16 protein-coding genes are annotated in these 24,485 nt (G+C 67.5%); 13 read left to right on the top strand and 3 right to left on the bottom strand.

The features are described from left to right. The first annotated feature begins 28 nt into the window (after positions 1-28). The 5 genes from dapB (at position 29) to AC06FA_RS08460 (ending at position 7,006) form a co-directional block, all read left to right on the top strand. Entirely contained in the window at positions 29-760 is a 732-nt protein-coding gene (gene dapB, locus AC06FA_RS08480; protein WP_478067911.1) for a 4-hydroxy-tetrahydrodipicolinate reductase, read from the top strand. Positions 761-1,090: 330 nt separating this feature from the next. Next, positions 1,091-2,218, top strand: coding sequence for a glutamine-hydrolyzing carbamoyl-phosphate synthase small subunit (gene carA / locus AC06FA_RS08475; RefSeq protein ID WP_478067910.1), 1,128 nt, complete (start codon positions 1,091-1,093; stop codon positions 2,216-2,218). 150 nt (positions 2,219-2,368) lie between these two features. Then, complete coding sequence (gene carB / locus AC06FA_RS08470) at positions 2,369-5,611, top strand: carbamoyl-phosphate synthase large subunit (RefSeq protein WP_478067909.1); 3,243 nt, start codon at positions 2,369-2,371, stop codon at positions 5,609-5,611. 8 nt (positions 5,612-5,619) lie between these two features. Next, a complete protein-coding gene (gene greA / locus AC06FA_RS08465; RefSeq protein ID WP_303639167.1) occupies positions 5,620-6,084 on the top strand; it encodes a transcription elongation factor GreA in 465 nt (154 codons plus the stop codon). 4 nt (positions 6,085-6,088) lie between these two features. Continuing rightward, complete coding sequence (locus AC06FA_RS08460) at positions 6,089-7,006, top strand: phosphoglycerate mutase (protein ID WP_478067908.1); 918 nt, start codon at positions 6,089-6,091, stop codon at positions 7,004-7,006. Between the two features lie 332 nt (positions 7,007-7,338). Here the strand turns inward: AC06FA_RS08460 and AC06FA_RS08455 are convergent, their stop codons facing one another. Then, positions 7,339-8,367, bottom strand: coding sequence for a DUF1176 domain-containing protein (locus AC06FA_RS08455; protein WP_478067907.1), 1,029 nt, complete (start codon positions 8,365-8,367; stop codon positions 7,339-7,341). 145 nt (positions 8,368-8,512) lie between these two features. On the opposite strand from AC06FA_RS08455, the gene recJ reads away from it, so the two are divergent. Together recJ and AC06FA_RS08445 are read left to right on the top strand one after the other, a co-directional pair. After that, the gene (recJ, locus tag AC06FA_RS08450) at positions 8,513-10,270 is read left to right on the top strand and encodes a single-stranded-DNA-specific exonuclease RecJ (RefSeq protein ID WP_478067906.1); all 1,758 of its coding nucleotides are present in this window, start codon (positions 8,513-8,515) and stop codon (positions 10,268-10,270) included. 170 nt (positions 10,271-10,440) lie between these two features. Then, entirely contained in the window at positions 10,441-13,344 is a 2,904-nt protein-coding gene (locus AC06FA_RS08445) for a VIT domain-containing protein (protein ID WP_478067905.1), read from the top strand. A gap of 70 nt (positions 13,345-13,414) precedes the next feature. Here the strand turns inward: AC06FA_RS08445 and AC06FA_RS08440 are convergent, their stop codons facing one another. Continuing rightward, positions 13,415-14,389 (bottom strand): phosphatase PAP2 family protein, encoded by a 975-nt coding sequence (locus AC06FA_RS08440; protein WP_478067904.1) that lies wholly within the window; start codon positions 14,387-14,389, stop codon positions 13,415-13,417. A gap of 9 nt (positions 14,390-14,398) precedes the next feature. Next, entirely contained in the window at positions 14,399-15,607 is a 1,209-nt protein-coding gene (locus tag AC06FA_RS08435; protein WP_478067903.1) for an acyltransferase family protein, read from the bottom strand. A 152-nt stretch (positions 15,608-15,759) separates the two neighbouring features. Between AC06FA_RS08435 and AC06FA_RS08430 the strand changes: the two genes are divergently transcribed. The 6 genes from AC06FA_RS08430 to lysS all read left to right on the top strand — a co-directional run bounded on the left by AC06FA_RS08430 (position 15,760) and on the right by lysS (position 24,355). Further along, complete coding sequence (locus tag AC06FA_RS08430; protein WP_478067902.1) at positions 15,760-16,659, top strand: LytTR family DNA-binding domain-containing protein; 900 nt, start codon at positions 15,760-15,762, stop codon at positions 16,657-16,659. Positions 16,660-16,865: 206 nt separating this feature from the next. Then, a protein-coding gene (prfB, locus tag AC06FA_RS08425) for a peptide chain release factor 2 (protein ID WP_108749502.1) occupies positions 16,866-17,991 on the top strand; the annotation gives its coding sequence in 2 pieces (ribosomal slippage) (positions 16,866-16,940 and positions 16,942-17,991; 1,125 coding nt in all). A gap of 45 nt (positions 17,992-18,036) precedes the next feature. Beyond that, positions 18,037-18,819, top strand: a complete 783-nt coding sequence (locus AC06FA_RS08420) for a helix-turn-helix transcriptional regulator (RefSeq protein ID WP_478067901.1) — start codon at positions 18,037-18,039, stop codon at positions 18,817-18,819. A gap of 754 nt (positions 18,820-19,573) precedes the next feature. Next, positions 19,574-20,959, top strand: coding sequence for an NAD-dependent succinate-semialdehyde dehydrogenase (locus AC06FA_RS08415; RefSeq protein ID WP_478067900.1), 1,386 nt, complete (start codon positions 19,574-19,576; stop codon positions 20,957-20,959). A 63-nt stretch (positions 20,960-21,022) separates the two neighbouring features. Beyond that, entirely contained in the window at positions 21,023-22,663 is a 1,641-nt protein-coding gene (locus AC06FA_RS08410; RefSeq protein WP_478067899.1) for an acetolactate synthase large subunit, read from the top strand. A gap of 180 nt (positions 22,664-22,843) precedes the next feature. Then, entirely contained in the window at positions 22,844-24,355 is a 1,512-nt protein-coding gene (gene lysS, locus AC06FA_RS08405; RefSeq protein WP_478067898.1) for a lysine--tRNA ligase, read from the top strand. Positions 24,356-24,485: the final 130 nt, after the last annotated feature.

Here is a 24,485-nt window from a genome sequence, read left to right as displayed (position 1 = left end):
GTCGGGGCGCTGCCGCTAGCCTTCCTGCATGAACCAGACCCCCCTGCGATTGCTCATCCACGGCGCTTCCGGGCGCATGGGCCAGGCCCTGCTGCGCCTGACCGCCGAACACCCTGACACCCTGCAGATCGTTGCGGCGGTTACTGGCCGCGCGCCGGCCCAGCGCGTGGTGGACGGCGTTCCGTTCTTCGCCGCCAGCGAGCTTGCCGGTGCACCGGCCTTCGATGTGGCCATCGATTTCAGCCTGCCGGAGGGTTTCGACGCCATGCTGGCGTTGTGCGTGCAGCGTGGTGCCGGGCTGGTGTCGGGCACCACCGGCATTTCCACCGCGCAGCGGCAGGGGTTGCAGGCGGCGGCCGCGCAGATTCCGCTGGTCTGGGCCTCCAACTTCAGCCTGGGCGTGGCGGTGCTCGATGAGTTGGTGGAGCGGGCAGGGCAGGCACTGGCCGGCTGGGATTGCGACATCGTTGAATCCCACCACACGCAGAAAAAGGACGCGCCCTCGGGCACCGCGCTGACCCTGGGCGCCGCGGCGCAGCGGGGCGGGGCGCAGCCGCATTACGCCAGCCTGCGGGCCGGCGACATCGTCGGCGAGCATCTGGTGCAGTTCACCGGGATGGGTGAGCGCATCGAGCTGGTGCACCGGGCCACCAACCGCGAAATCTTTGCCCGCGGCGCGCTGTTTGCCGCCCGCCAGCTGCATGGCCGCGCGCCGGGCAGCTACCGCGTGCGCGACCTGCTGGACGGCCCGCGGGCCTGAACCGCGCGGGGTCGGATCCCTTTCCAGCGGAAAGGGCTCTGACCCCCTCATCTGCGGGCACCCGGGGTCAGAGCCTTTCCCGTTCGGGAAAGGATCCGACCCCGTCTCCGGCCGCACATACGCTGCCGGATTGAAATGAATACGCAATCGCCTGTTCATAAAGCGATATAACCGCTGGCGCCAGCGCCCCGGCGGCGCTACAATTCGCACTCGCCGAATCACGAAAGCCGGACCGGTCCCAGACCGTACGTCCGCGCTTTTTTGCAACCGGATTTCCGTGAAGCGCAGGCGTGACTTCGGCCCCCCTTCGGTAGCCAAAGTGAGAATTCCGTGACCCAAGCCGCAATCCTCGTCCTCGAAGACGGCACCGTATTCGAGGGCGAATCCGTAGGCGCGCCCGGCCTGTCCGTCGGTGAGGTGGTGTTCAACACCGCCATGACCGGCTACCAGGAAGTGCTGACCGATCCGTCCTACGCCCGGCAGATGGTCACGTTGACCTATCCGCATATCGGTAACACCGGCATGACCGACCAGGACAATGAAGCGTCCAAGGTGTGGTCGGCCGGCCTGATCGTGCGCGACGTGCCGCGCCGTCCCAGCAACTGGCGCAGCCAGGTGTCGCTGCAGGACTGGCTGATCCAGCGCGGCGTGGTCGCCATCGCCGGCATCGACACCCGCAAGCTGACCCGCATCCTGCGCGAGAAGGGCGCACAGAACGGTGCGCTGATGGCCGGTGACATCGACGTGGACAAGGCACTGGAAGCCGCCCGCAAGTTCCCGGGCCTGAAGGGCATGGACCTGGCCAAGGTGGTCACCACCGAAAAGACCTACACCTGGACCGAAGGCCAGCTGGACCTGGACGCCAACGCGTTCGTCAGCGTGCCGGCCCGGTTCAAGGTCGTGGCCTACGACTTCGGCGTGAAGACCAACATCCTGCGCATGCTGGCCGAGCGCGGCTGCGAAGTGACCGTGGTGCCGGCGCAGACCCCGGCGGCCGAGGTGCTGGCGCTGAAGCCGGACGGCGTGTTCCTGTCCAACGGCCCGGGCGACCCGGAGCCGTGTGATTACGCCATCGAAGCGATCAAGACCTTCATCGACGTGAAGATCCCGACCTTCGGCATCTGCCTGGGCCACCAGCTGCTGGGCCTGGCCTCGGGCGCCAAGACCATGAAGATGGGCCACGGCCACCACGGCGCCAACCACCCGGTGCAGGACCTGGACAACGGCCGGGTGATGATCACCTCGCAGAACCACGGTTTCGCGATTGATGAAGCGACCTTGCCGCCGACCCTGCGCGTGACCCACCGTTCGCTGTTCGACGGCACCAACCAGGGCGTGGCCCGCACCGACGTGCCGGCGTTCTCGTTCCAGGGCCATCCGGAGGCCTCGCCGGGCCCGACCGACGTGGGCCCGCTGTTCGACCGCTTCGTGGCGCTGATGGAACAGAGCAAGGCGTGATCAGTTCGCCGCCGGCCCGCCGGTGGCGTCGCGATGGACCGTAAGCCCCCGCATCGCTGCTGCCCCTGGCGCGGCGCTGCGGATCAAGATTCCTGATCGACAGCGTGCGATCACTCCCCCTTGTCACGCTGTACTGACTTAGAGAAGAAAATGCCCAAGCGCACTGACCTCAAGACCATTCTCATCATCGGTGCTGGCCCGATCGTCATCGGCCAGGCCTGTGAATTCGACTATTCCGGCGCGCAGGCCTGCAAGGCCCTGCGTGACGAGGGTTACCGCGTGGTGCTGGTCAACAGCAACCCGGCCACCATCATGACCGACCCGGAGATGGCCGACGCCGTCTACATCGAGCCGATCAACTGGCAGACGGTCGAGAAGATCATCGCCAAGGAAAAGCCGGACGCACTGCTGCCGACCATGGGTGGCCAGACCGCGCTGAACTGCGCGCTGGACCTGGCCGACAACGGCGTGCTGGAGAAGTACAACGTCGAACTGATCGGTGCCAAGCGCGAAGCGATCCGCATGGCCGAGGACCGCGAGCTGTTCCGCGTGGCCATGGGCGAGATCGGCCTGGAGTGCCCGACCGCCGCCGTCGCCCACACCCTGGACGAAGCGCTGGAGATCCAGACCCGCGTCGGTTACCCGACCATCATCCGCCCCAGCTTCACCCTGGGCGGCAGCGGTGGCGGCATCGCCTACAACCGCGAAGAACTGGTCGAGATCGTCAGCCGCGGCTTGGAGCTGTCGCCGACCACCGAAGTGCTGGTGGAAGAGTCGGTGCTGGGCTGGAAGGAATTCGAGATGGAAGTGGTCCGCGATACCGCGGACAACTGCATCATCGTCTGCTCGATCGAAAACCTCGACCCGATGGGCGTGCACACCGGTGACTCGATCACCGTGGCCCCGGCACAGACCCTGACCGACAAGGAATACCAGCGCTTGCGCGATGCCTCCATCGCCGTGCTGCGCAAGATCGGCGTGGACACCGGTGGCTCGAACGTGCAGTTCGGCATCAACCCGAAGACCGGCCGCGTGGTCGTGATCGAGATGAACCCGCGCGTGTCGCGTTCCTCGGCGCTGGCCTCCAAGGCCACCGGCTTCCCGATCGCCAAGGTCGCCGCCAAGCTGGCCGTGGGCTACACCCTGGACGAACTGAAGAACGAAATCACCGGCGGCCTGACCCCGGCCTCGTTCGAGCCGTCCATCGATTACGTGGTCACCAAGATTCCGCGTTTTGCCTTCGAGAAGTTCCCGGCCGCCGATGCGCGCCTGACCACCCAGATGAAGTCGGTGGGCGAAGTGATGGCCATGGGCCGCACGTTCCAGGAGTCGGTGCAGAAGGCCCTGCGTGGCCTGGAAACCGGCAAGGTCGGCTTCGACCCGACCGGCCTGGACCTGAGCAGCGAAGATGACCTGCAGACCCTGCGGCGCGAGCTGAAGGCCCCGGGCCCGGAGCGTCTGTTCTACGTGGCCGATGCGTTCCGCGCCGGCATGAGCGTGGAAGACATCTACGCGCTGTCCTTCATCGACCATTGGTTCCTGGACCAGATCGAAGAGATCATCGCCGCTGAAGGCGAGGTGGCTGCCGGTGGCATCGACGCGCTGGACGCTGCGCGCCTGCGCAAGCTCAAGCGCGCTGGTTTCTCCGATGCGCGCCTGGCCCAGCTGACCGGCACCAACGAAGCGGCCATCCGCGCGCTGCGTCGTGCGCACAAGGTGCGCCCGGTCTACAAGCGCGTGGACTCCTGCGCCGGTGAGTTCTCCACCGGTACCGCCTACCTGTACTCGACCTACGAGGATGAGTGCGAGGCCGCGCCGACCAACCGCGACAAGATCATGATCCTGGGCGGTGGCCCGAACCGCATCGGCCAGGGCATCGAGTTCGACTACTGCTGCGTGCACGCGGCACTGGCGCTGCGCGAGGATGGCTATGAAACCATCATGGTCAACTGCAACCCGGAAACCGTCTCGACCGACTACGACACCTCCGACCGCCTGTACTTCGAGCCGCTGACCCTGGAAGACGTGCTGGAGATCGTCGAGCTGGAACAGCCCAAGGGCGTGATCGTGCAGTACGGCGGCCAGACCCCGCTGAAGCTGGCACGCGCACTGGAAGCCAACGGCGTGCCGGTGATCGGCACCAGCCCGGACTCGATCGACCTGGCCGAAGACCGTGAGCGCTTCCAGCAGCTGGTCGACAAGCTGGGCCTGAAGCAGCCGCCGAACCGCATCGCCCGCAACGACCAGGAAGCCCTGCTGCTGGCCCGCGAGATCGGCTACCCGCTGGTGGTGCGCCCGAGCTACGTGCTGGGCGGCCGTGCGATGGAAATCGTCTATGGTGAATCCGACCTGGCCCGCTACGTGCGCGACGCGGTGAAGGTGTCCAACGATTCGCCGGTGCTGCTGGACCGCTTCCTGGACAACGCCGTGGAATGCGACGTGGACATCATCGCCGACAAGGATGGCAACGTCCTGATCGGCGGCGTGATGGAGCACATCGAAGAAGCCGGCGTGCACTCGGGTGACTCGTCCTGCTCGCTGCCGCCGTACTCGCTGTCGGCCAAGACCCAGGCTGAGCTGCGCCGCCAGGTGGTGGAGCTGGCCAAGGCCCTGAACGTGGTTGGCCTGATGAACACCCAGTTCGCGATCCAGACCAGCGAAGACGGTGATGACACCATCTACCTGCTGGAGGTGAACCCGCGCGCCTCGCGTACGGTGCCGTTCGTGTCCAAGGCCACCGGCATGGCGCTGGCCAAGATCGCCGCGCGCTGCATGGCCGGCAAGACCCTGCAAGAGCAGGGCGCCACCAAGGAAATCGTGCCGGATTACTACTCGGTGAAGGAAGCGATCTTCCCGTTCGCCAAGTTCCAGGGCGTCGATCCGATCCTGGGGCCGGAAATGCGCTCCACCGGTGAAGTGATGGGCGTGGGCCGCACCTTCAACGCCGCCTTTGCGCGTGCACAGGAAGCGGGCAGCATCAAGGCCCCGCCGATCGGCAAGGCCTTCGTTTCGGTGCGTGACCCGGACAAGAAGCGCGTGCTGCCGGTGGCCAAGGCCCTGCTGGCGCGTGGCTACAGCCTGGTGGCCACCCGTGGCACCGCCGCGTGGCTGCAGCAGCACGGCATGGACTGCGAAATCATCAACAAGGTGGTGGAAGGCCGTCCGCACATCGTCGATTCGATCAAGAACGGCGAGATCGTCTACATCGTCAACACGACCGAAGGCCGTGCGGCGATCAACGACTCGTTCTCGATCCGTCGCGAGGCGCTGCAGCACCGCGTCACCTACTCGACCACCATTGCCGGCGCCAAGGCGCTGGTGGATTCACTGGAATTCCGTGGCACCGGCCCCGTCTGGTCGCTGCAGGAACTGCACAAGGAGTTGAATGCATGAGAGCCCCCATCACCATGAAGGGCGCGCAGAAGCTGCGCGACGAACTGGACCACCTGAAGTCGGTCAAGCGTCCGAAGGTCATCGCTGCCATTGCCGAGGCGCGTGAGCACGGTGACCTGAAGGAAAACGCCGAATACCACGCCGCGCGCGAGGAACAGGGTTTCATCGAAGGCCGCATCAAGCAGCTGGAAGGTGAGCTGTCGCACGCCGAAATCATCGACGTGAGCAAGCTCAACGCCGGCTCCAAGGTGGTGTTCGGCGCCAGCGTGACCCTGGCCGACGTGGAAACCGACGAAGAGAAGAAGTACCAGATCGTCGGCGACCTGGAAGCGGACATCAAGCAGGGCCTGATCGCCATTTCCTCGCCGGTGGCCCGCGCGATGATCGGCAAGCTGGAAGGCGATTCGATCGTGATCGACGCGCCGGCCGGCCAGCGCGAGTACGAAATCGTCAGCGTCAGCTACCTGGACTGACCGGGTGGCAACGGCGACCCTGTTGTTGCCGGCGCGCAGCCGCTTTGCGGCGGCTGCATTGCCTGACGAGGTGGCGCGCGCCCTGGGCCGCGCCACCGCCGTGCAGCTGGACGCGGGCGAACGTGCCCAGCTGCAACGCCATTTCAGCGTGGCCGCGCCGCACTGGCCGGTGGCCGCACTGACCCGCCAGCGCGATGTCGGCGATGCCGCCGGCGCCTGCTGGCTGCGGGCCGACCCGGCCTGCATGGTGCCGGACATGCACGGCGCACGAATGATGGGGCACGGCGAAACGCTGCGGCCCACCCTGGCCGACAGTCTGGCCCTGCTGCCGGTACTGCAGCCGTTGTTCGCCGATGCAGGTTTCGTGTTGGATGCCCCGGACCCGGCGCGCTGGTACCTGCGCCTGCCCATCGACATCGAGCTGCCCGACTTCGACAGCCCCGACGATGTGCTGGGTGATGATCTGTTCTCGCACCTGCCCGAAGGCCCGGCCGGTCGCCGCTGGCGTGCGCTGATGACCGAGGCGCAGGTGCTGTTGCACAACCATTCCTGGAACCAGCAGCGTGCCGCGCAGGGGCAACAGCCGATCAATTCGCTGTGGTTCTGGGGTGGCGGCGTGATGCCTGTTTCGGTGACCACCGCGCATGCCCAGGTGCGCAGCCGCGACGCGCTGCTGCAGGGCCTGGCCCAGGCCGCCGGTGTGGCGGTGGACGGCGAGCAGGCCGTGGATGCCCTGGTGGACCTGCGGCAACTGCGCTCGCTGCAGCAGCTGGGCAGCGAAGCGATTGTTCCGCTCCTGGCGGCACTGCGTCGCGGCGAACTGCAGCATCTCGTGCTGGATTTCGAAGACGGCCTGCAGTTCCGCCTCGATCGCGGCCAGCGCTGGCAATTCTGGAAGAAGCCCCGCCAGCTGCACGACTGAGCGGGGTCAGATCCCGTTGCTGCGCAACGGGCTCTGACCCCCCATGCGGTAGGTGCCAACCTTGGTCGGCACGCCGCGCCCCGGTAGGTGCCAACCTTGGTTGGCACGCCACGCCCCGGTAGGTGCCAACCTTGGTTGGCACGCCGCGCCCCGGTAGGTGCCAACCTTGGTTGGCACGCCACGCCCCGGTAGGTGCCAACCTTGGTTGGCACGCCACGCCCCGGTAGGTGCCAACCTTGGTTGGCACGCCACGCCCCCGTAGGTGCCAACCTTGGTTGGCACGTTGGGATCAGTCGAGCATGGCTCGACTCTACAGGGGCGGGCAGGGCGCCTTACTTCACCGTGCTGACGATCGTCGGCAGCGTCCAATGCCCACCGGCCACGCCACGGCACTGGCCCGTGGTGAACGCGCTGGTTTTCACGAAGCGCTGGCTATCCCACACCCAGTCATGGCCGGAGAAGCAATCGCCGATGCCGCGACCACGGAAGCGGCCACGCAGCGCCATGTCCTCGGTGTCGAAATCCTCCGCATCGGAGGTGACGAAGTGCGCCTGGTACGGTGCCTTGTCCTGCACCACCCAGTAGCCGCTGCTGAAGTTGTAGGCGCCCATGAAGCAGCTGGTGCTGGCCAGTACGTGCGAGGCGTCCAGGCGCACGATGTCGATCTCGTCCTTCTCGCCTTCGCTCAGGCGGCGGCATTCATCCGCGTTGGGCAGGCTGGCCAGCAGTGCCTTGCGCAGGCCCGGTGCGTCGGCCAGGGCGGCATCGGTGCTGCGCGCCGGCGCCAGCTTGCCGTGCACCACCACCGGCATCGGCAGCGCCGCCGGCACGCTGGCCTCGGCCTTGTCTCCCCGGCGCACCAGCGCGCCCGGCGTACCCAGGCGGCCCTGCGCTTCGTCCATCTTCAGCAGCACAGCCGTCGCGCCGCTGTCCGAAATCGGCCAGGCCTTGCCCTTGCCATCGATGATCTCGATGCGCGCCTGGCGGGGCAGGGCGGCGACCAGTGCATCGGTCTGTGCCTGCTGCAGCAGCACCTTCTCGCCCTCGCCGGTATCGCGCACCGGGCCCAGGTCCTTGCCGTTCAGGCGCAGGCGCAGCGCTCCGGTGGGCGACGGGTCATCGCCCTCGCCATTGCGCAGCCGGGCGACGACCTGGGTGCCGGGGCCGCCCGCACGCTCCAGCATCAGGCTGAGCAGGTTGCCGGGGTCTTCCGGGCTGTAGCCGGCTGCGCGGCAGGTGCGGGTGTTGTCGCAGGCCAGTGACCAGTCGTTGTGGGTGAAATCGACGCCGGCCTTCGGATCGGATGCAGCCGCGTGGGCGGCCGGGGCGAGGGCGAGGGCCAGGAACAAAGTGTGGCGCATGAAGAGAAATCCATTTCGGGGCCGACAAGCATGAAATAAATGGCGATCGATTCCAAATGATTCCGATGGGGTCAGAGCCCTCTGCGAGCAGAGGGATCTGACCCCGCGCTATCATGGAGGCGTCTTCCGCAACCCGGCGATGCCGATGTCCCTTGCCGCCGATGCTGCGCTGCCCGTGTCCGATACCCTGCAGATCCGCCGCCGCGAGCCGGTGCAGCCGGGTGCCTGGCCGGATGACACCCTGCCGCTGCTGGCGCGCCTGTACGCCAATCGCGGTGCGCTGACGCCCGAACTGGCGTTGCCGCGCCTGGGCAACCTGCATGCGCCCGAACTGCTGACCGGCATCGATGCTGCGGTCGACCTGCTGGTCGATGCAATCGCCAACGACAAGTGCATCCTGGTCGTCGGCGATTTCGACTGCGATGGGGCCACCGCCTGCGCCGTCGGTGTGCGCGGCCTGCGCATGCTGGGTGCGCAGCACGTCTTCCACGCGGTGCCCAACCGCATGGTGCATGGCTACGGCCTGTCGCCGTCGCTGGTGGACGAACTGGCGGTCCTGCAGCCGGACCTGCTGGTCACGGTGGACCACGGCATTGCCTGCCACGCCGGTGTCAACGCCGCCAAGGCGCGCGGTTGGCAGGTGCTGGTCACCGATCATCACCTGCCGGGGCCGCAGCTGCCGCCGGCCGATGTCATCGTCGATCCGAATCTGGACGGTGACGATTTCCCCAGCAAGTCGCTGGCCGGGGTTGGTGTCATCTTCTACGTGCTGATGGCCCTGCGCCGTCGCATGCGCGAGGCCGGCGTGTTCGCCGATGGCAAGGGCCCGGACCTGACCACGCTGCTGGACCTGGTGGCGGTGGGTACCGTGGCCGATCTGGTTGCACTGGATGCCAACAATCGTGCGCTGGTCAGTGCCGGTCTGCGCCGGTTGCGCGCGGGGCAGGGCTGCGTCGGCCTGAAGGCGCTGATCGAAGCCAGCGGACGCGACGCCGCGCGCCTGACGTCCACCGATATCGGTTTCGCCTTGGGCCCGCGCCTGAACGCGGCCGGGCGGCTGGAGGACATGGCGCTGGGTATCGCTTTGCTGCTGACCGAAGACCCGCGCCAGGCGCGCGAGATCGCCCAGACCCTGGAGCAGATCAATTCGGAACGCCGCGCGGTGCAACAGTCGATGACCGATGACGCCGAGCAGGCGTTGTCGCGCGTGGTGCTGCACGAGCAGGGCCAGCGCCCGGTCGCGGCATGCCTGTTCGACGCCGAGTGGCACCCCGGCGTGGTCGGCCTGGTGGCGTCGAAAATGAAGGACCGCCTGCATCGGCCGGTGATTGCCTTTGCCCCGGCCGAGCCGGGTGCCGACACGCTGCGCGGATCTGCGCGATCCATCCCCGGCCTGCATATCCGTGACGTGCTGGCGCTGGTTGATGCGCGCCATCCCACCTTGATCGAGCGCTTCGGCGGCCACGCCATGGCGGCCGGCCTCAGCCTGCGCCTGGACCACCTGGCGGACTTCGAGGCCGCCTTCGTGACCATCGTGCAGGAGGTGCTGGACCCGGCGGCGCTGCAACAGCAGGTGCTGAGCGATGGCGAACTGGCCCCCAACGAACTCGACCATCGCCACGCCGATGCCCTGCGCCTGGCCGGACCGTGGGGGCAGGGCTTCCCCGAGCCGCTGTTCGACGGCCATTTCGAAGTGGCCAACTGGCGTGTACTGAAAGAGCGGCATCTGAAGCTGGAACTGCGCCTGCCTGGCGTTGCCGGCACGATCAATGCCATCCATTTTGGCGGCTGGCATGGCAATGCGCCCGGCCGCTACGTGCATCTGGCCTACCGGCTGGCCTGCGATGACTACCGCGGCGGCACCGCGATCCAGCTGATCGTGGAGCATTGCCTGCCCGCCTGATGGCGGGGCGCCGCGCTTTGCGTTCGCCGGGCATAGCCCGGCGCTACCAGGAGCCCCGCACGCTGCGGTAGCGCCGGGCCATGCCCGGCGGGATGCATCGACGCTCGACCGCTAACCCCACCTGGCGTGGTGGTGCGTTGAACCGTCCACGATCCCAGTGGAGCCGTGCCATGCAGTCTGCCCGTCGTGTCCTGTTGTTGGTGCTGATGGCGGCGGCCGGGTCCGTCGACGCGCAGTCGCCCCGCATCACGCGCCCGCAACCCAGCCCGCCCTTGCTGGTTGCCCCGGCCGCCGAACGACCGGTGCTGCTGCGCCAGGCCCGCATCGAGGGCGAAGTGCAGGCCGGCATCGCGCAGACCCGCATCACCCTAGAATTCCACAACCCGAACAGCCGCGTGCTGGAGGGCGAGCTGCAGTTCCCCTTGGGCGATGGCCAGCAGATCAGCGGCTTCGCGTTGGATATCAATGGCGAGATGCGTGACGCGGTGCCGGTGCCGAAGGACCGCGGCCGCCAGGTGTTCGAGGAGATTGCGCGCCGTGGCGTCGATCCGGGCCTGCTGGAACAGACGGCGGGCAACCAGTTCCGCCTGCGCGTCTACCCACTGCCTGCCGGTGGCAGCCGCCGGGTGCAGCTGGTGATTCGCGAGCCGCTGGCCTACGCCGGCAACGGCTGGCACTGGGCGCTGCCACTGCAGTTCGCCGCGGGCGCGGCATCGGTGGAGCTGAGGCTGCAGGCGCCGGGCCACGCGACGGCGGGCGCGGCACCGTTCCGCATTGAAGCGGGCCAACTGCACTGGCAGGGCCGCGGCGCACAACTGCCGGCGCAACTGCAGTGGACCTTGCCGGCCGCGCGCCAGGCACAGGTGCAGGTGGCGAACGGGCAGGACGGTCATTACCTGCTGGCACAGCTGCCGGTAGCTACACGCACCACGCCGCGCACGCCGCCGCGCGAGGTGGGCCTGCTCTGGGATGGCTCCGGTTCGGCTGGGCAGCGCGACCGCACGCGCGAATTCGCGCTGCTGGACCGCTACTTCGCGGCGATGGACGAAGGCAACGTCATGCTGACCGTGCTGCGCGACCGCCCGGACGCCGAACGCCGCTTCCGCATCCACAAGGGTGATTGGAGTGCACTGCGGCAGGCCCTGCAGGCGGTGCGCCCCGATGGCGCCAGCGCGCTGGCCAACTGGCAGCCGCAGCCCGGCGTAAAGGAATACCTGCTGGTCAGTGACGGACTGCTGACCTACGGGCCGGAAGCCTTGCCTGCACTGGCCGAGGGGCAGCGATTGTTTGCGATCAGCAGCGCCGGTGCCCGCACCGACAGCCCGCGCCTGCGCGGTTGGAGCGAATCCCATGGTGGTCGTTTCGTCGCGCAGGGAACGGACGTGGACGCCGCCGCGCGCGAACTGCTGTCGGCGCCGCTGGATGTGCAGATCGATGCCGGTCGCGGCGTGCAGGACGTGGTGATCGATCGCCGCAGCGAAGCGCAGGGCTGGCTGTGGCTGCACGCTCGTCTGGCCGCCGACGGCGTGCCGATGCGGGTGCGCATCGACGGCGGCCCCTGGCAGGCGCTGCCGGCAACCACTCGCAGCGGTGACGATGCGCTGCTGGCGGGACTGTGGGCGCAGGCGCGCCTGCAGCAGCTGGCGCTGGACCGGCGCAGCAACCGCGAGGCGATGCAGCGCTTGTCACAGCAGTTTGGCCTGGTCGGGCCGGACACTTCGCTGATCGTGCTGGAAACGCTGGACGACTACCTGCGCTATGCCATCCGTCCGTCGGGCGCGCTGCGTGCCGACTATGACGCCCGCTTCGCACGGCAGGTGGTTGATCGCGCAGCCGCCGACCGCGAGCGTCTGGATCAGGTCGCCAGCCGTTGGAAGGAGCGGCATCAGTGGTGGAGCCGCAGCTGGCCCAAGGGCGCACCGCCGCCGGTGAGCGTCAGTACGATGGAGGTGGCAGCGGCCGATTCGGCGGCCGGCGCCGCGCCGGTGGCGATGCTGGCCGCCCCCGCGCCACCGGCTCCGCCGGCGCCCGCACCGATGGCGGCGGCAGCCGAGCAGCGCGTGCAGGCCAGCAGCGCGCGCGCCCGTCGCCCGGCCTCCGCCTCGGCCAGCGCGTTGGATGTGCTCGCCGTCACCAGCGGCCGTGCCGGTGCGGCCAACGCGGGCGAGCTCGGGATCCAGTTGGCCGCCTGGCAGCCGGACTCGGCTATCGCCCGGCGCCTGCGCCAGGGCCCGCCCGCGCAGCTGTACGACCGCTACCTGGCCGAACGTGATGCACACGCGGACAGCAGTGCGTTCTTCCTTGACGTGGCCGATCTGTTGCTGGAACAGGGCCAGCGCGAACTGGCGCTGCGTGTGTTGTCCAACCTGGCCGAGATGGACCTGGACAACCGGCACCTGCTGCGCGTGCTTGGCTATCGGCTGATGCAGGCGCATGCGCCCGCACTGGCGGTACCGGTGTTCGAACAGGTGTTGGCGATGGGCCAGGAAGAGCCGCAGAGTTTCCGCGATCTGGGCCTGGCCCTGGCGGCGGCCGGCAAGCCGCAGCAGGCACTGGACCCGCTGTACCAGGTGGTGGTGCGCCCGTGGGATCAGCGCTTTGACGGCATCGCGCTGATCGTGCTGGATGAGCTGACCAACCTGGTCGCACGCAGCACGCCGCGGCTGGATACCCGCGGCATCGATCCGCGACTGCTGCAGGCCATGCCACTGGACCTGCGCGTGGTGCTGGCCTGGGATGCCGACAACAGCGACATGGACCTGTGGGTGACCGACCCGAATGGCGAGCGTGCGTACTACGGCAACCGCCTGACCTGGCAGGGCGGGCAGATGTCGCAGGACTTCACCGGCGGCTATGGCCCCGAGCAGTTCTCGCTGCGCGATGCCAAGCCCGGAAAGTACAAGGTGGAGGCCAACTACTTCGGCAGCCGCCAGCAACTGGTGACCGGTGCGACGACCCTGATGCTGCGCCTGACCACCCATTGGGGCACGCCGAAGCAGCAGGACCAGACGGTCACGATGCGCCTGAAGGACCGCTCGGAGACCATCCTGGTAGGCGAATTCGAAGTCCAGTAGCGCCACGCCATGCGTGGCTGAGCAGAATCCACCGCGCCCGCCGGGCATGGCCCGGCGCTACCGAACCAGGTCATTCACGCATGGCGTGGCTGCGCGGAATCCACCGCGCCAGCGCCACGCCGCCGCCGAGGATCAGCAGGGTGCCAACGCTATGCCAGAGCAATTCGGTCATCGGCAGATCGGGCAGCGGAATGCGGGTCGCCAACCAATCAATCAACGGCCGCGCCAGCAGGTAGATCACCACCACGCCCAGCACGCGCACCACCCGCTGCACGATGCCCTGTGGATCAACCGGCCAGCCGCGCCACTGCAGCCACGCGACCAGCAGGGCCAGTGCCAGCAGGCGCGAGGCTTCGCCCAGCGGCACCAAGGGGGTCCACAAAGATGCCCACGCCAATGCCACGCCCAGGCTCAGCAGCGCCGGCAACTGCCATCGGCGCGCCCCACGCAGCCCCGGCATCAGCTGCCAGGCCAGCACGGCCACACCGATGCCGATCAGCCACCCCGCCACCACGTCGGCCAGGAAGTGCCGCCCCAGGTACATGCGCGAAATCGCCATCAGCAACGGCCAACCCAGCACCAGCACCCAGCGCAGCCATCGCCGGCGGATGCCGAACGCCAGCAGCAGGCTGACGCAGGCGGCGGTGGTGATGCCCACGTGCCCGCTGTTGAAACCATAGTCGGCGTGCGGCTGCGCACGCAGCATTGCCGTGGCCTGCGCATCGGGCAGCGACCAGAACGTGCGGGCACCGCCATCGACCACGAACGGGTGCGAGGGCTCGCCCTTGTCCAGTACCGCCGCATCCACGTCGGAGGGGCGGGGCAGGGCGGCGCTCTGTTTGATCGCATGCGTGGCGCAGGCCATCAGCAGCACCGCCAGCATCACGCACAGGCCCGCGCGCAGTCGCGCGCCGAAGGCGCACACCAGGATCAGCGCGGTATAGCCCAACTCGTAGCCGAGCAGGCTGATGAACTGCATCACCGCCAGCATCCAGTTGGCGTCGAAGGTGTGCTGCAACCACAGGTGCCACTGCGTCTGGAACATCCGTTTTCCTCACTGCGCCGGTGCGGCGCGTGCAGTGGCAGACGATAGCGGATGGGCGCGCAGTCCGAACAGGGGGCGCAGCCAACGCGCGCGACGGATCAACAGTTCGTGGATCAACAGGCAGCCGCCGACGGTGCCGGCCACCAGCAGCGCCGGTTCCAGCCACGGCCCCAACTGCAGTGGTCGCAGCGCATACAGCAGCACGATCAACACGGTCTGGTGCAGGATGTACCAGCTGAACACCGCCTCGCGGCAGTAGGCCAGGCCCGGCCACGGGCGCGACAACAGCACACGGGCCCAGCCGAACAGCGCCAGCACCATGCACCAGGTGTAGAGCGCGCGGCCGACGCGTTCGGTCTGCGCCCACGGCAGCGCCAGGATCCACGGGTTGACGTTGCCCGCCTCCGGCAGTCGGGCCAGCGCGCGGATGCCCAGTTCCAGGCTCAGCCCCAGCACGGCCAGGCCAAGGGTCAGCCGGCGGCCGCGCACCAGCAGGTTCCAGCCGCGCTGCCAGCGTGCGGCAAGGAAGCCGCCCAGAAACAGCGGCAGCGACTCGGCGCGCACGTAGACGTCGTCCAGCAACGCATGGGTGGGCGGCCAGCGCGGCATCAGCACCAACAGCGCCCAGCTCAGCCAGACCACAGGGAGCACCAGCAGCGCGGCCCCCAACAGGCGGTCTCCTACCGCCAGGTCAGGCAGCGCCTTGGCTGCCGGTCGCAGCAGGCTGGCCAGCACCACGGCCAGCACGGTGTAGGGCAGCAGGTAGGCCAGATACCACAGGTGGTTCCAGGTGAAGCCGTACTGGGAGCCGGTGAAGTGCGCGCCCGGCCATGGCCGGAACTGCCAGTACCGCCACAGGAACCGGCCAAGCCCTGGCGCCACATCGCCCTTGTCCATGGCTTCGCAGTAGGCCTGCAGCGAGACCACCGCCACGATGCCGAACAGCAGAGGCAGCAGCAGGCGCCCGCAGCGGCGCAGGGTGTGCGGCAGGCGGCCGTGGTTGGGCAGGGACATGCCCAGAGCGATGCCGCTGATGGCGAACAGCAGCGGCATCCGCCAGCGGTTCAGGGCGATCATCGGCCATTGCAGCCATTGCGCGGTGTAGGCGCTTTTCAGGTGGAAGTCCCAGCCGTCCACGTAGGCCATGGCCGCGTGGTAGAGGATCAACAGGGCGAAGGCGGCGATACGCAGGGTGTCCAGATCGTGGCGTCGGTGCATGGCGTTGGGCATCAGGGGGGCGCTGCACCTTCGCTCGCTGGCCCTCACCCCACCAGCGCAAAGGGCGCAGCGGCGGGGGTTCTGGGTCCAATGGCGGGGCTGCAGGGACCAATGGCCGATGCACGCGGGTGCGGATGGGCAACAATGGCGGCATGGAAAATGGAAATCCGGCGGCGCGTGCTGCTGCAACCGCCCAGGTGGCGTATCGACCCGGCAAGGACGTGATGTTCTGGTCGCTGCTGTTCCTCTGTACCGCCGCGGGCAACGTGCTGGCGCAGTGGATGCGGGCGGTCCGCGACGGGCAGCTCTTTGCCGGGCTGGCGACCTCCATCGAGGAGTTCAGCAGCGCGCTGGCGACCCTGGGACTGCTGGCGTTGCTGCAGGCGGCGGCGCGACGATGGCCGCTGCATGCCGATACCTGGCGACGCCGGATCGCCTTCTATGTTCTGGGGGCCATTGCCTGGTGGCTGCTGCATGTCAGTGCCATGGTGCTGCTGCGCAAGCTCGCCTTCGCCCTGGCGGGCCGGCACTACGTGTATGGCGACTGGCCGGCGCAGTGGTTCTACGAGTTCTTCAAGGATGTACAGACCTACAGCCTGCTGGTGATCGCCGTGCATGCCGTGGCTTGGTTCGGTCGCCAGCGGCAGGGCGAGGCGCACCTGCTGGCGCCGCCCGACGAGGGCCCACCGGTCGAGCCGGTCGAGCGCCCGCAGCATTTCCTGGTGCGCAAGCTGGGCAAGGAGTTCCTGGTGGGCACCGCCGACGTGGAGTACGCCCAGGCCGCCGGGAACTATGTGAACCTGCGGGTACGCGGGCACGACTACCCGCTGCGGATCACCATGGCGGCGCTGGAGCAGCGGCTGGACCCGGTGGTGTTCCTGCGTCCCCACCGCAGTTGGCTGATCCACCGCGACCAGTTGCGCTCGATCGAGCCGCTGGAGGGTGGCGAGGCCTTGCTGCACATGGCGGACGGGGCGAGGGTGCCGTGCAGCCGGCGGCAGTTGCCGTTGCTGCGACAGGCGCTGGGCGGGGCGCATGGGGCCGGCTGGTAGAGTCGACTGTCAGTCGACTATCGACTATCGCGCGCAGCGCGGCATTCACCACAACCTGAACGGAGAACAGTCGACTGACAGTCGACTCTACCAAGACCCGGATCGGCCCCGGCGTCGGCGCGAGCGGGCGGGGGAGCGGGCCTCATGCCGGGAACCCCGGCCTGCGGTATCATAGGCAGTCATCTATTTAGTGCATAACCGCCGACATGATCGAACTGAATCCTGTCCGCCAGCGCATCGCCGATCTGACCGATCGTGTGGTGTCGCTCAGGGGGTATCTTTGACTACGACGCCAAGAAAGAGCGTCTTGAAGAAGTAACGCGGGAGCTGGAAAGCCCCGACGTCTGGAACAACGCCGAGTACGCGCAGAACCTGGGCCGTGAACGCTCCAGCCTTGAAAAGACCGTGGGCGGCATCGCCTCGGTGCTGGACGGTCTGACCGACGCGACCGAGCTGCTGGAACTGGCTGAGTCCGAACAGGACGAAGACACCGCCCTGGCCGTGGTTGCCGATCTGGACAAGCACCAGGCGCACGTGGAGAAGCTGGAATTCCAGCGGATGTTCTCCGGCGAGATGGACAATGCGGCGGCCTTCGTCGACATCCAGGCCGGTGCCGGTGGTACCGAAGCCCAGGACTGGGCCGAAATCCTGCTGCGCATGTACCTGCGCTGGTGCGAGTCGCGCGGTTGGAAGACCGAGCTGATGGAAGTGTCCGGCGGCGACGTCGCGGGCATCAAGTCGGCCACCCTGCGCGTGGAAGGCGATTACGCCTATGGCTGGCTGAAGACCGAGACCGGCGTGCACCGCCTGGTGCGCAAGTCGCCGTTCGACTCGGACAACCGCCGCCACACCAGCTTCACCTCGGTGTTCGTGTCGCCGGAAATCGATGACAACATCGATATCACCATCAACCCGGCCGATCTGCGCACCGACGTGTACCGTTCGTCCGGTGCCGGTGGCCAGCACGTGAACAAGACCGAGTCGGCGGTGCGTATCACCCACATCCCGACCAACATCGTTGTGGCCTGCCAGACCGGCCGCAGCCAGCACCAGAACCGCGACAACGCGATGAAGATGCTGGCCGCCAAGCTGTACGAGCTGGAGATCCAGAAGCGCAACGCCGAAAAGGATGCGGTGGAAGCCACCAAGTCCGACATCGGTTGGGGCAGCCAGATCCGCAACTACGTGCTCGACCAGAGCCGTATCAAGGACCTGCGCACCGGCATCGAACGTTCGGACACGCAGAAGGTGCTGGATGGCGACCTGGACGAGTTCGTCGAGGCCAGCCTGAAGGCCGGCCTGGCCGTGGGTTCCAAGCGCATCGATGCCTGATCGGCGCGCCTGCGCGGATATCATCGTCCCCTGCAACGGGGGGCGATGATGCGCAGTGAAGGTGAACGCAAGGAGCTGGGCGGCTTCCTGAAAGCCTGCCGCGCCCGTGTCGATCCCGCCACGCTCGGCCTGCCGGCCGGGCGCCGGCGCACCCCGGGCCTGAAGCGCGAGGAAGTGGCGCTGGCCATCGGGGTCAGCGTGAGCTGGTACACCTGGATCGAACAGGGCCGCGAAGTGCGTGCTTCGCCGGAAGTGCTGGAACGCCTGGCCAAGGTACTGCGCCTGAGCGATGACGAGCGCGCGTATGCCTTTGCGCTGTCCGGCTACGGCGTGCCGCTGGAATCGCCGGACGAAAGCGTGACCGATGGCCTGCGCCAGCTGGTGGAGGCGATGCAGCCGATCCCGGCTTACGTGCGCAACACCCGCTTCGATATCCTGGCCTGGAATCCGGCCATCGCTGAGCTGTTCGTGGATTACAGCCAGTTTCCGCCGCACGAGCGCAACACGTTGCGGCTGATGTTCCTGTACGCGCCGTACCGCACGTTGATTCTCAACTGGGAAGAAATGACCCGTGGCCTGCTGGCCGGGTTCCGTGCGGCGATGGCGCAGGCGCCGGACAAGGCGCCGTTCCTGGCACTGGCCGAAGACATTGCGGCGCACAGCGAGGAGTTCCGGCTGTGGTGGCCCGAGCATGACGTGCGTCGTTTCGACGAGGGTGCGAAGAAGCTGAACCACCCCGTGCGTGGGTTGCTGGACCTGCAGTACGTGGCGCTGGTGCCGGAGAGCCGGCATGACCTTTCGTTGGTGACCTACCTGCCGCGCAGGTAGAGGGTGTGCGGCAGGGCTTGCAGCCCTGCACCTGCTCAATGCAACGGCAACGGCCGGAGCAACAGCAAGAGCAGGCTTCGCGAGTGGGCGGGGCGGTGTCGGATTGCGGGGACGCCGCAAGTACGTCCTTGTAGGCTTGGCAGCCGCATCCATGCGGCTGACACCCCGCAATCCGACACCGCCCCGCCTCGGACAGAATCCCGCGATCTGTGGGGACGGCACGGGGTCGGATCCCGTTGCTGCGCAACGGGCTCTGACCCCAGATTGATTCCGATATCTGACAGATTCATCCACGCATGGCGTGGCTCTACTGTGTCGACCAAGGTCGACACCTACCCGAGCACATCCCCGTTCCGACGGGCCCCGCGCCGACCAACGGTCGGCACCCACCACCAGCAGCGTCATACCGTTCCGACAGATCGCGAGGAACTGTCAGAGGCGGGGCGGTGTGGGTAGGCAGGACCGCAGGCGCCATGGATGGCGCCTACGAGCCCCCATGGATGGGTTAACGGCGTGTCCTGCCTACCCACACCGCCCCGCCATCCCATGGAATGCAGGCATTTGACGTTGCTTCAGTCGAGCATGGCTCGACTCTACAGCGGGTGCAGGGCTGCAAGCCCTGCCACCCCCCTCCCTATACAGGTAAGTGCAGGTCACAGGATAAGCAGACGCCTTGTTGCTGCCATCGAACAGGTCCACATTCCTGTGCAGGACACGGGCTGCCTGCCCGCTGTCGAGACAACAGGAGACCTGCATGTCCGCTGCCCCCACCACCGCCATCTCCCGCGACCCGGCCACCGGCCAGGTGATCGCCGAGCACCCCTTCGCCAGCGCCGCTGAACTGGAATCGATCCTGCAGCGCGGCCAGGCCGGCTTTGCCGCCTGGAGCGGCCATACCCTGGAACAGCGCGCCGGCGTGCTGCGCGCCATGGCCGCCGTGCTGCGCCGTGACCGCGAACCGCTGGCCGCGCTGGCCACGGCTGAAATGGGCAAGGTGCAGGCCGAAGCCCTGGCCGAGATCGAGAAATGCGCCGTGCTGTGCGACTGGTACGCCGAGCACGGTGCGCCGTTCCTGCGCGATGAACCCACCCAGGTGCCGGGCGACCAGGCGTATGTGTCCTACCTGCCGCTGGGCGTGGTGCTGGGCATCATGCCGTGGAATTTCCCGTACTGGCAGGTGATGCGCGCGGCGGTGCCGATCCTGATGGGCGGCAACGGCTTCCTGCTGAAGCCGGCCGAGAACATCGTCGGCACCGCGCGGCTGCTCGACGCCGCCTGGCGCGAGGCCGGCCTGCCCGAGGGCACGTTCATCGCCGCCAACATCAGCCGCGAGGGCACCAGCGCTGCCATTGCCGATGACCGCATTGCCGCGGTCACCCTTACCGGCAGCGTGGCCGCCGGCCGCAGTATCGCCGCCCAGGCCGGGCAGGCGCTGAAGAAGGTGGTGCTGGAACTGGGCGGCTCCGATCCGTTCATCGTGCTGGCCGACGCCGATCTGGACGCCGCCGTCGATGCGGCCGTGGCCTCACGCTTCCAGAACACCGGGCAGGTCTGCATTGCCGGCAAGCGCATCATCGTCGAAGACGCGGTGTACGACCGTTTCGTGGCGCAGTTCTGCCAGAAGGTGCAGGTGCTGACGATCGGCGACGGTCGCGAGCCGGGCAACCGCATCGGTCCGATGGCCCGCCAGGACCTGCTGGACCAGCTGCACGCACAGGTGCAGGCATCGGTGGACGCCGGTGCCCAGCTGCGGGTGGGTGGGCATCAGCTGGACCGGCCGGGTGCCTTCTACGCGCCGACGGTGCTGGTGGACGTCGAGCCGGGCATGCAGGCCTTCGATACCGAGACCTTCGGCCCGGTCGCCTCGATCAGCCGCGCCCGCGATGCCGACCATGCGGTGGAGCTGGCCAACCAGAGCGAGTTCGGCCTGAGCGGCAACCTGTGGAGCGGCGACCGCGCGCGGGCCATGCAGCTGGCGCGTCGGCTGCAGACCGGCGGCGTGTTCGTCAACGGCTTCTCCGCGTCCGATCCGCGGGTACCGATCGGTGGCGTGAAGAAGAGCGGCTTCGGCCGCGAGCTCTCGCACTTCGGCATCCGCGAGTTCGTCAACGCGCAGACGGTCTGGTTCGACAAGCGTTGACACCCGGCTCCCACCCCACCTGCAACCATCCCCCCCACAGTCCAGCGAAAGGACGGCATTCCGATGTCCAAGGGTTCAGATCTGCTTGTCGCCGCACTTGAGAACGAAGGCGTCGAGCGCATTTTCGGTATTCCCGGCGAAGAAAACCTCGACGTGGTCGAGTCACTGCGCCATTCCAGCATCGAGCTGGTCATCACCCGCCACGAACAAGCGGCGGTGTTCATGGCCGCCACCTATGGCCGCCTGACCGGCAAGCCGGGCGTATGCCTGGCCACGCTTGGCCCGGGGGCGCTCAACTTCACTACCGGTGCCGCCTACGCGCTGCTGGGTGCGTGGCCGGTCATCATGATCACCGGGCAGAAGGGCATCGTGGCCAGTAAGCAGGCCCGCTTCCAGATCGTGGACATCGTCAGCACGATGAAGCCGCTGACCAAGCTGGCGCGGCAGATCGTGTCGGCGCGCACCATCCCGACCATCGTGCGCGAGGCGTTCCGGGTGGCCCAGGAAGAGCGGCCCGGCCCGGTGCTGCTGGAACTGCCCGAGGACATCGCCGCCACCGAGGTGGAAGGCGTTTCGCTCATTCCCACCCATGCGGTGGACCGGCCGATCGCCAGCCCGGAAGCGCTGGACCGGGCCGCGCAGATCATCCGCACGGCCAAGCGACCGCTGCTGATGATCGCTTCGGCTGCCTCGCGACCGCAGTCCAGCGAGGCGCTGTCGGCCTTCGTGCAGCGCGCCGGCATTCCGTTCTTCACCACGCAGATGGGCAAGGGCGCGGTGGCTGGTGGTTCCGGGCTGTACATGGGCACGGCCGCGCTGACCGAGCGCGACTACGTGCACATGGCCATCGACCAGGCCGATGTGATCGTGACCATCGGCCACGAAGTGACCGAGAAGCCGCCGTTCGTGATGCGCCCCGGTGGGCCGACGGTCATTCATATCGGCTATTCGCAGGCGGCGGTGGAGCAGGTGTACTTCCCGCAGGTGGAGGTGATCGGTGATATCGGCCGATCACTGACCCAGCTGGCTGAGCGCATCGAAGGGCAGGTGCCGCACGCCGATGCGCTGCTGCCGCTGCGTGCGACGATCCTGGACCATCTGGCTGACCGTGCCGAAGAGCCCGGCTTCACCCCGCAGCGGCTGGTGCATGACGTGCGTCAGGTGATGCCGCCGGACGGCATCGTGGCGCTGGACAACGGCATGTACAAGATCTGGTTCGCGCGCAACTACCGCACCCAGGTGGCCAACACGCTGCTGCTGGACAACGCGCTGGCGACCATGGGCGCCGGCCTGCCGTCGGCGATCATGGCCTCGATTCTGTATCCGCAGCGGCGGGTGCTGGCGGTGTGCGGCGATGGCGGCTTCATGATGAACAGCCAGGAGCTGGAGACTGCGCGGCGGCTGGGCCTGAACCTGGTGGTGCTGATCCTCAACGATGGGGCGTTCGGCATGATCCGCTGGAAGCAGGCGGTGGATGGCTTCGCCGACCACGGCATGACCTTCAGCAACCCCGATTTCGTGAAGTACGCGCAGGCCTATGGCTGCAAGGGCCATGAGGTGACGGCCATCGAGCAGTTCATGCCGACCCTGGAGGCGGCCTTCAACGAGGGCGGGGTGCACCTGGTGTCGGTGCCGGTGGATTACTCGGAGAACCAGCGGGTGCTGGTGGACGAGCTGCGCCAGGCGTTCCCGGGGAACGGCTGACGATCGCCGGCGCCCGGGATCTGGTAGGTGTCGACCTTGGTCGACACAGGGAACGCCAACCAAGGTTGGCGGCTACCGGGGCCGGGCGCTGCCGGGGCCGGGGCAGGGCGGTTTTGGTATGCTGTCCAACCGGCTGTGCCGGCGCAGCATCCCCCCTCACTACACGATTCCCGCAGATCCATGAGCGAAGCTACCGATACCCCCCCCGTCGACGAAAACAAGTTGATCGCCGAGCGCCGTGAGAAACTCAAAGCGCTGCGTGGGCAGGGCATCGCGTACCCGAACGATTTCCGTCGCCAGGAGTTCGCCGGCCGTCTGCAGGAAGAGTTCGCCGATGCCGAGCAGTGGACCGCCGAGGCGCTGGAAGCTACCGGCCGCACCGTGAAGATGGCCGGCCGCCTGATGGCCAAGCGCATCATGGGCAAGGCCAGCTTCGCCCAGATCCAGGACGAATCCGGCCGCATCCAGCTGTTCCTGCAGGGCGCCGTGCTGGGCGATGCCTACACCGCCTTTAAGGGCTGGGACGTGGGCGACATCATCGCCGTGGAAGGCGGCCTGACCCGTACCAAGACCGGCGAACTGTCGGTCAAGGCCGAATCGATCCGCCTGCTGACCAAGTCGCTGCGCCCGCTGCCGGACAAGTGGCACGGTCTGTCGGATGTGGAACAGCGCTACCGCCAGCGCTATGTCGACCTGATCGTGACCCCGGAATCGCGCGCGGTGTTCATCAAGCGCTCGAAGATCATCCGCGCCATGCGTGCCTGGCTGGACAACCGCGACTTCCTCGAAGTCGAGACGCCGATGATGCATTACATCCCCGGCGGCGCGGCGGCCAAGCCGTTCACCACCCACCACAACGCGCTGGACCTGGACCTGTACCTGCGCGTGGCGCCGGAGCTGTACCTGAAGCGTCTGACCGTGGGCGGCCTGGAGCGGGTGTACGAGATCAACCGCAACTTCCGCAACGAAGGCGTCAGCACCCGCCACAACCCGGAATTCACCATGATGGAGCTGTACGAGGCCTATGCCACGTACAACGAGATCATGGACCTGACCGAAGGTGTCATCCGTGATGTGGCGCAGACCGTCAACGGCGGCACCACGGTGGAATGGGACGGCGCCAACATCGACCTGGGCCCGGCCTTCCGCCGCTGGCGCATGGACGAGGCGGTGCGCCACCACAACCCGGAAATCTCCGCAGCCGACTGCACCGATCGCGACGCGCTGCTGCGCCATTGCGAGCGCTTGAAGATCCGCGTCAAGCCGTCCTACGGCTGGGGCAAGCTGCTGCTGGAAATCTTCGAGGCCACCGTCGAGCACACCCTGATCCAGCCGACCTTCATCACCGATCACCCGGTGGAGGTTTCGCCGCTGGCCCGCGCCAACGACAACGATCCGGGCTACACCGACCGCTTCGAGCTGTTCATCAACGGCAAGGAACTGGCCAACGGTTTCTCCGAATTGAACGACCCTGAAGACCAGGCGCAGCGCTTCCAGGCCCAGGTGGCCGCGAAGGAAGGCGGCGACGACGAGGCCATGCACTACGACGCCGATTACATCCGTGCGCTGGAGTACGGTATGGCCCCGACCGGCGGCCTGGGCATCGGCGTGGACCGTCTGGTGATGCTGCTGACCGGCAGCAGCTCGATCCGTGACGTTCTGCTGTTCCCTTACATGCGTCCGGAGCACTAAGCTCGGGTTCGCACTCTGCATGTGCGCGCCGTCCCGGAATGGGATGGCGCGATTGACGCTTTCCGCACACGGCGTATGGTGATTGCACCGCCTTGACATCCCCTGTGGCAAACAGGGATCGGGGTGGAGG

Source organism: Stenotrophomonas sp. Steno-C17, assembly GCF_056393165.1.
The sequence above is the reverse complement of the archived record's forward strand: the minus strand, read 5'-3'. Positions and strand labels throughout refer to the sequence as shown.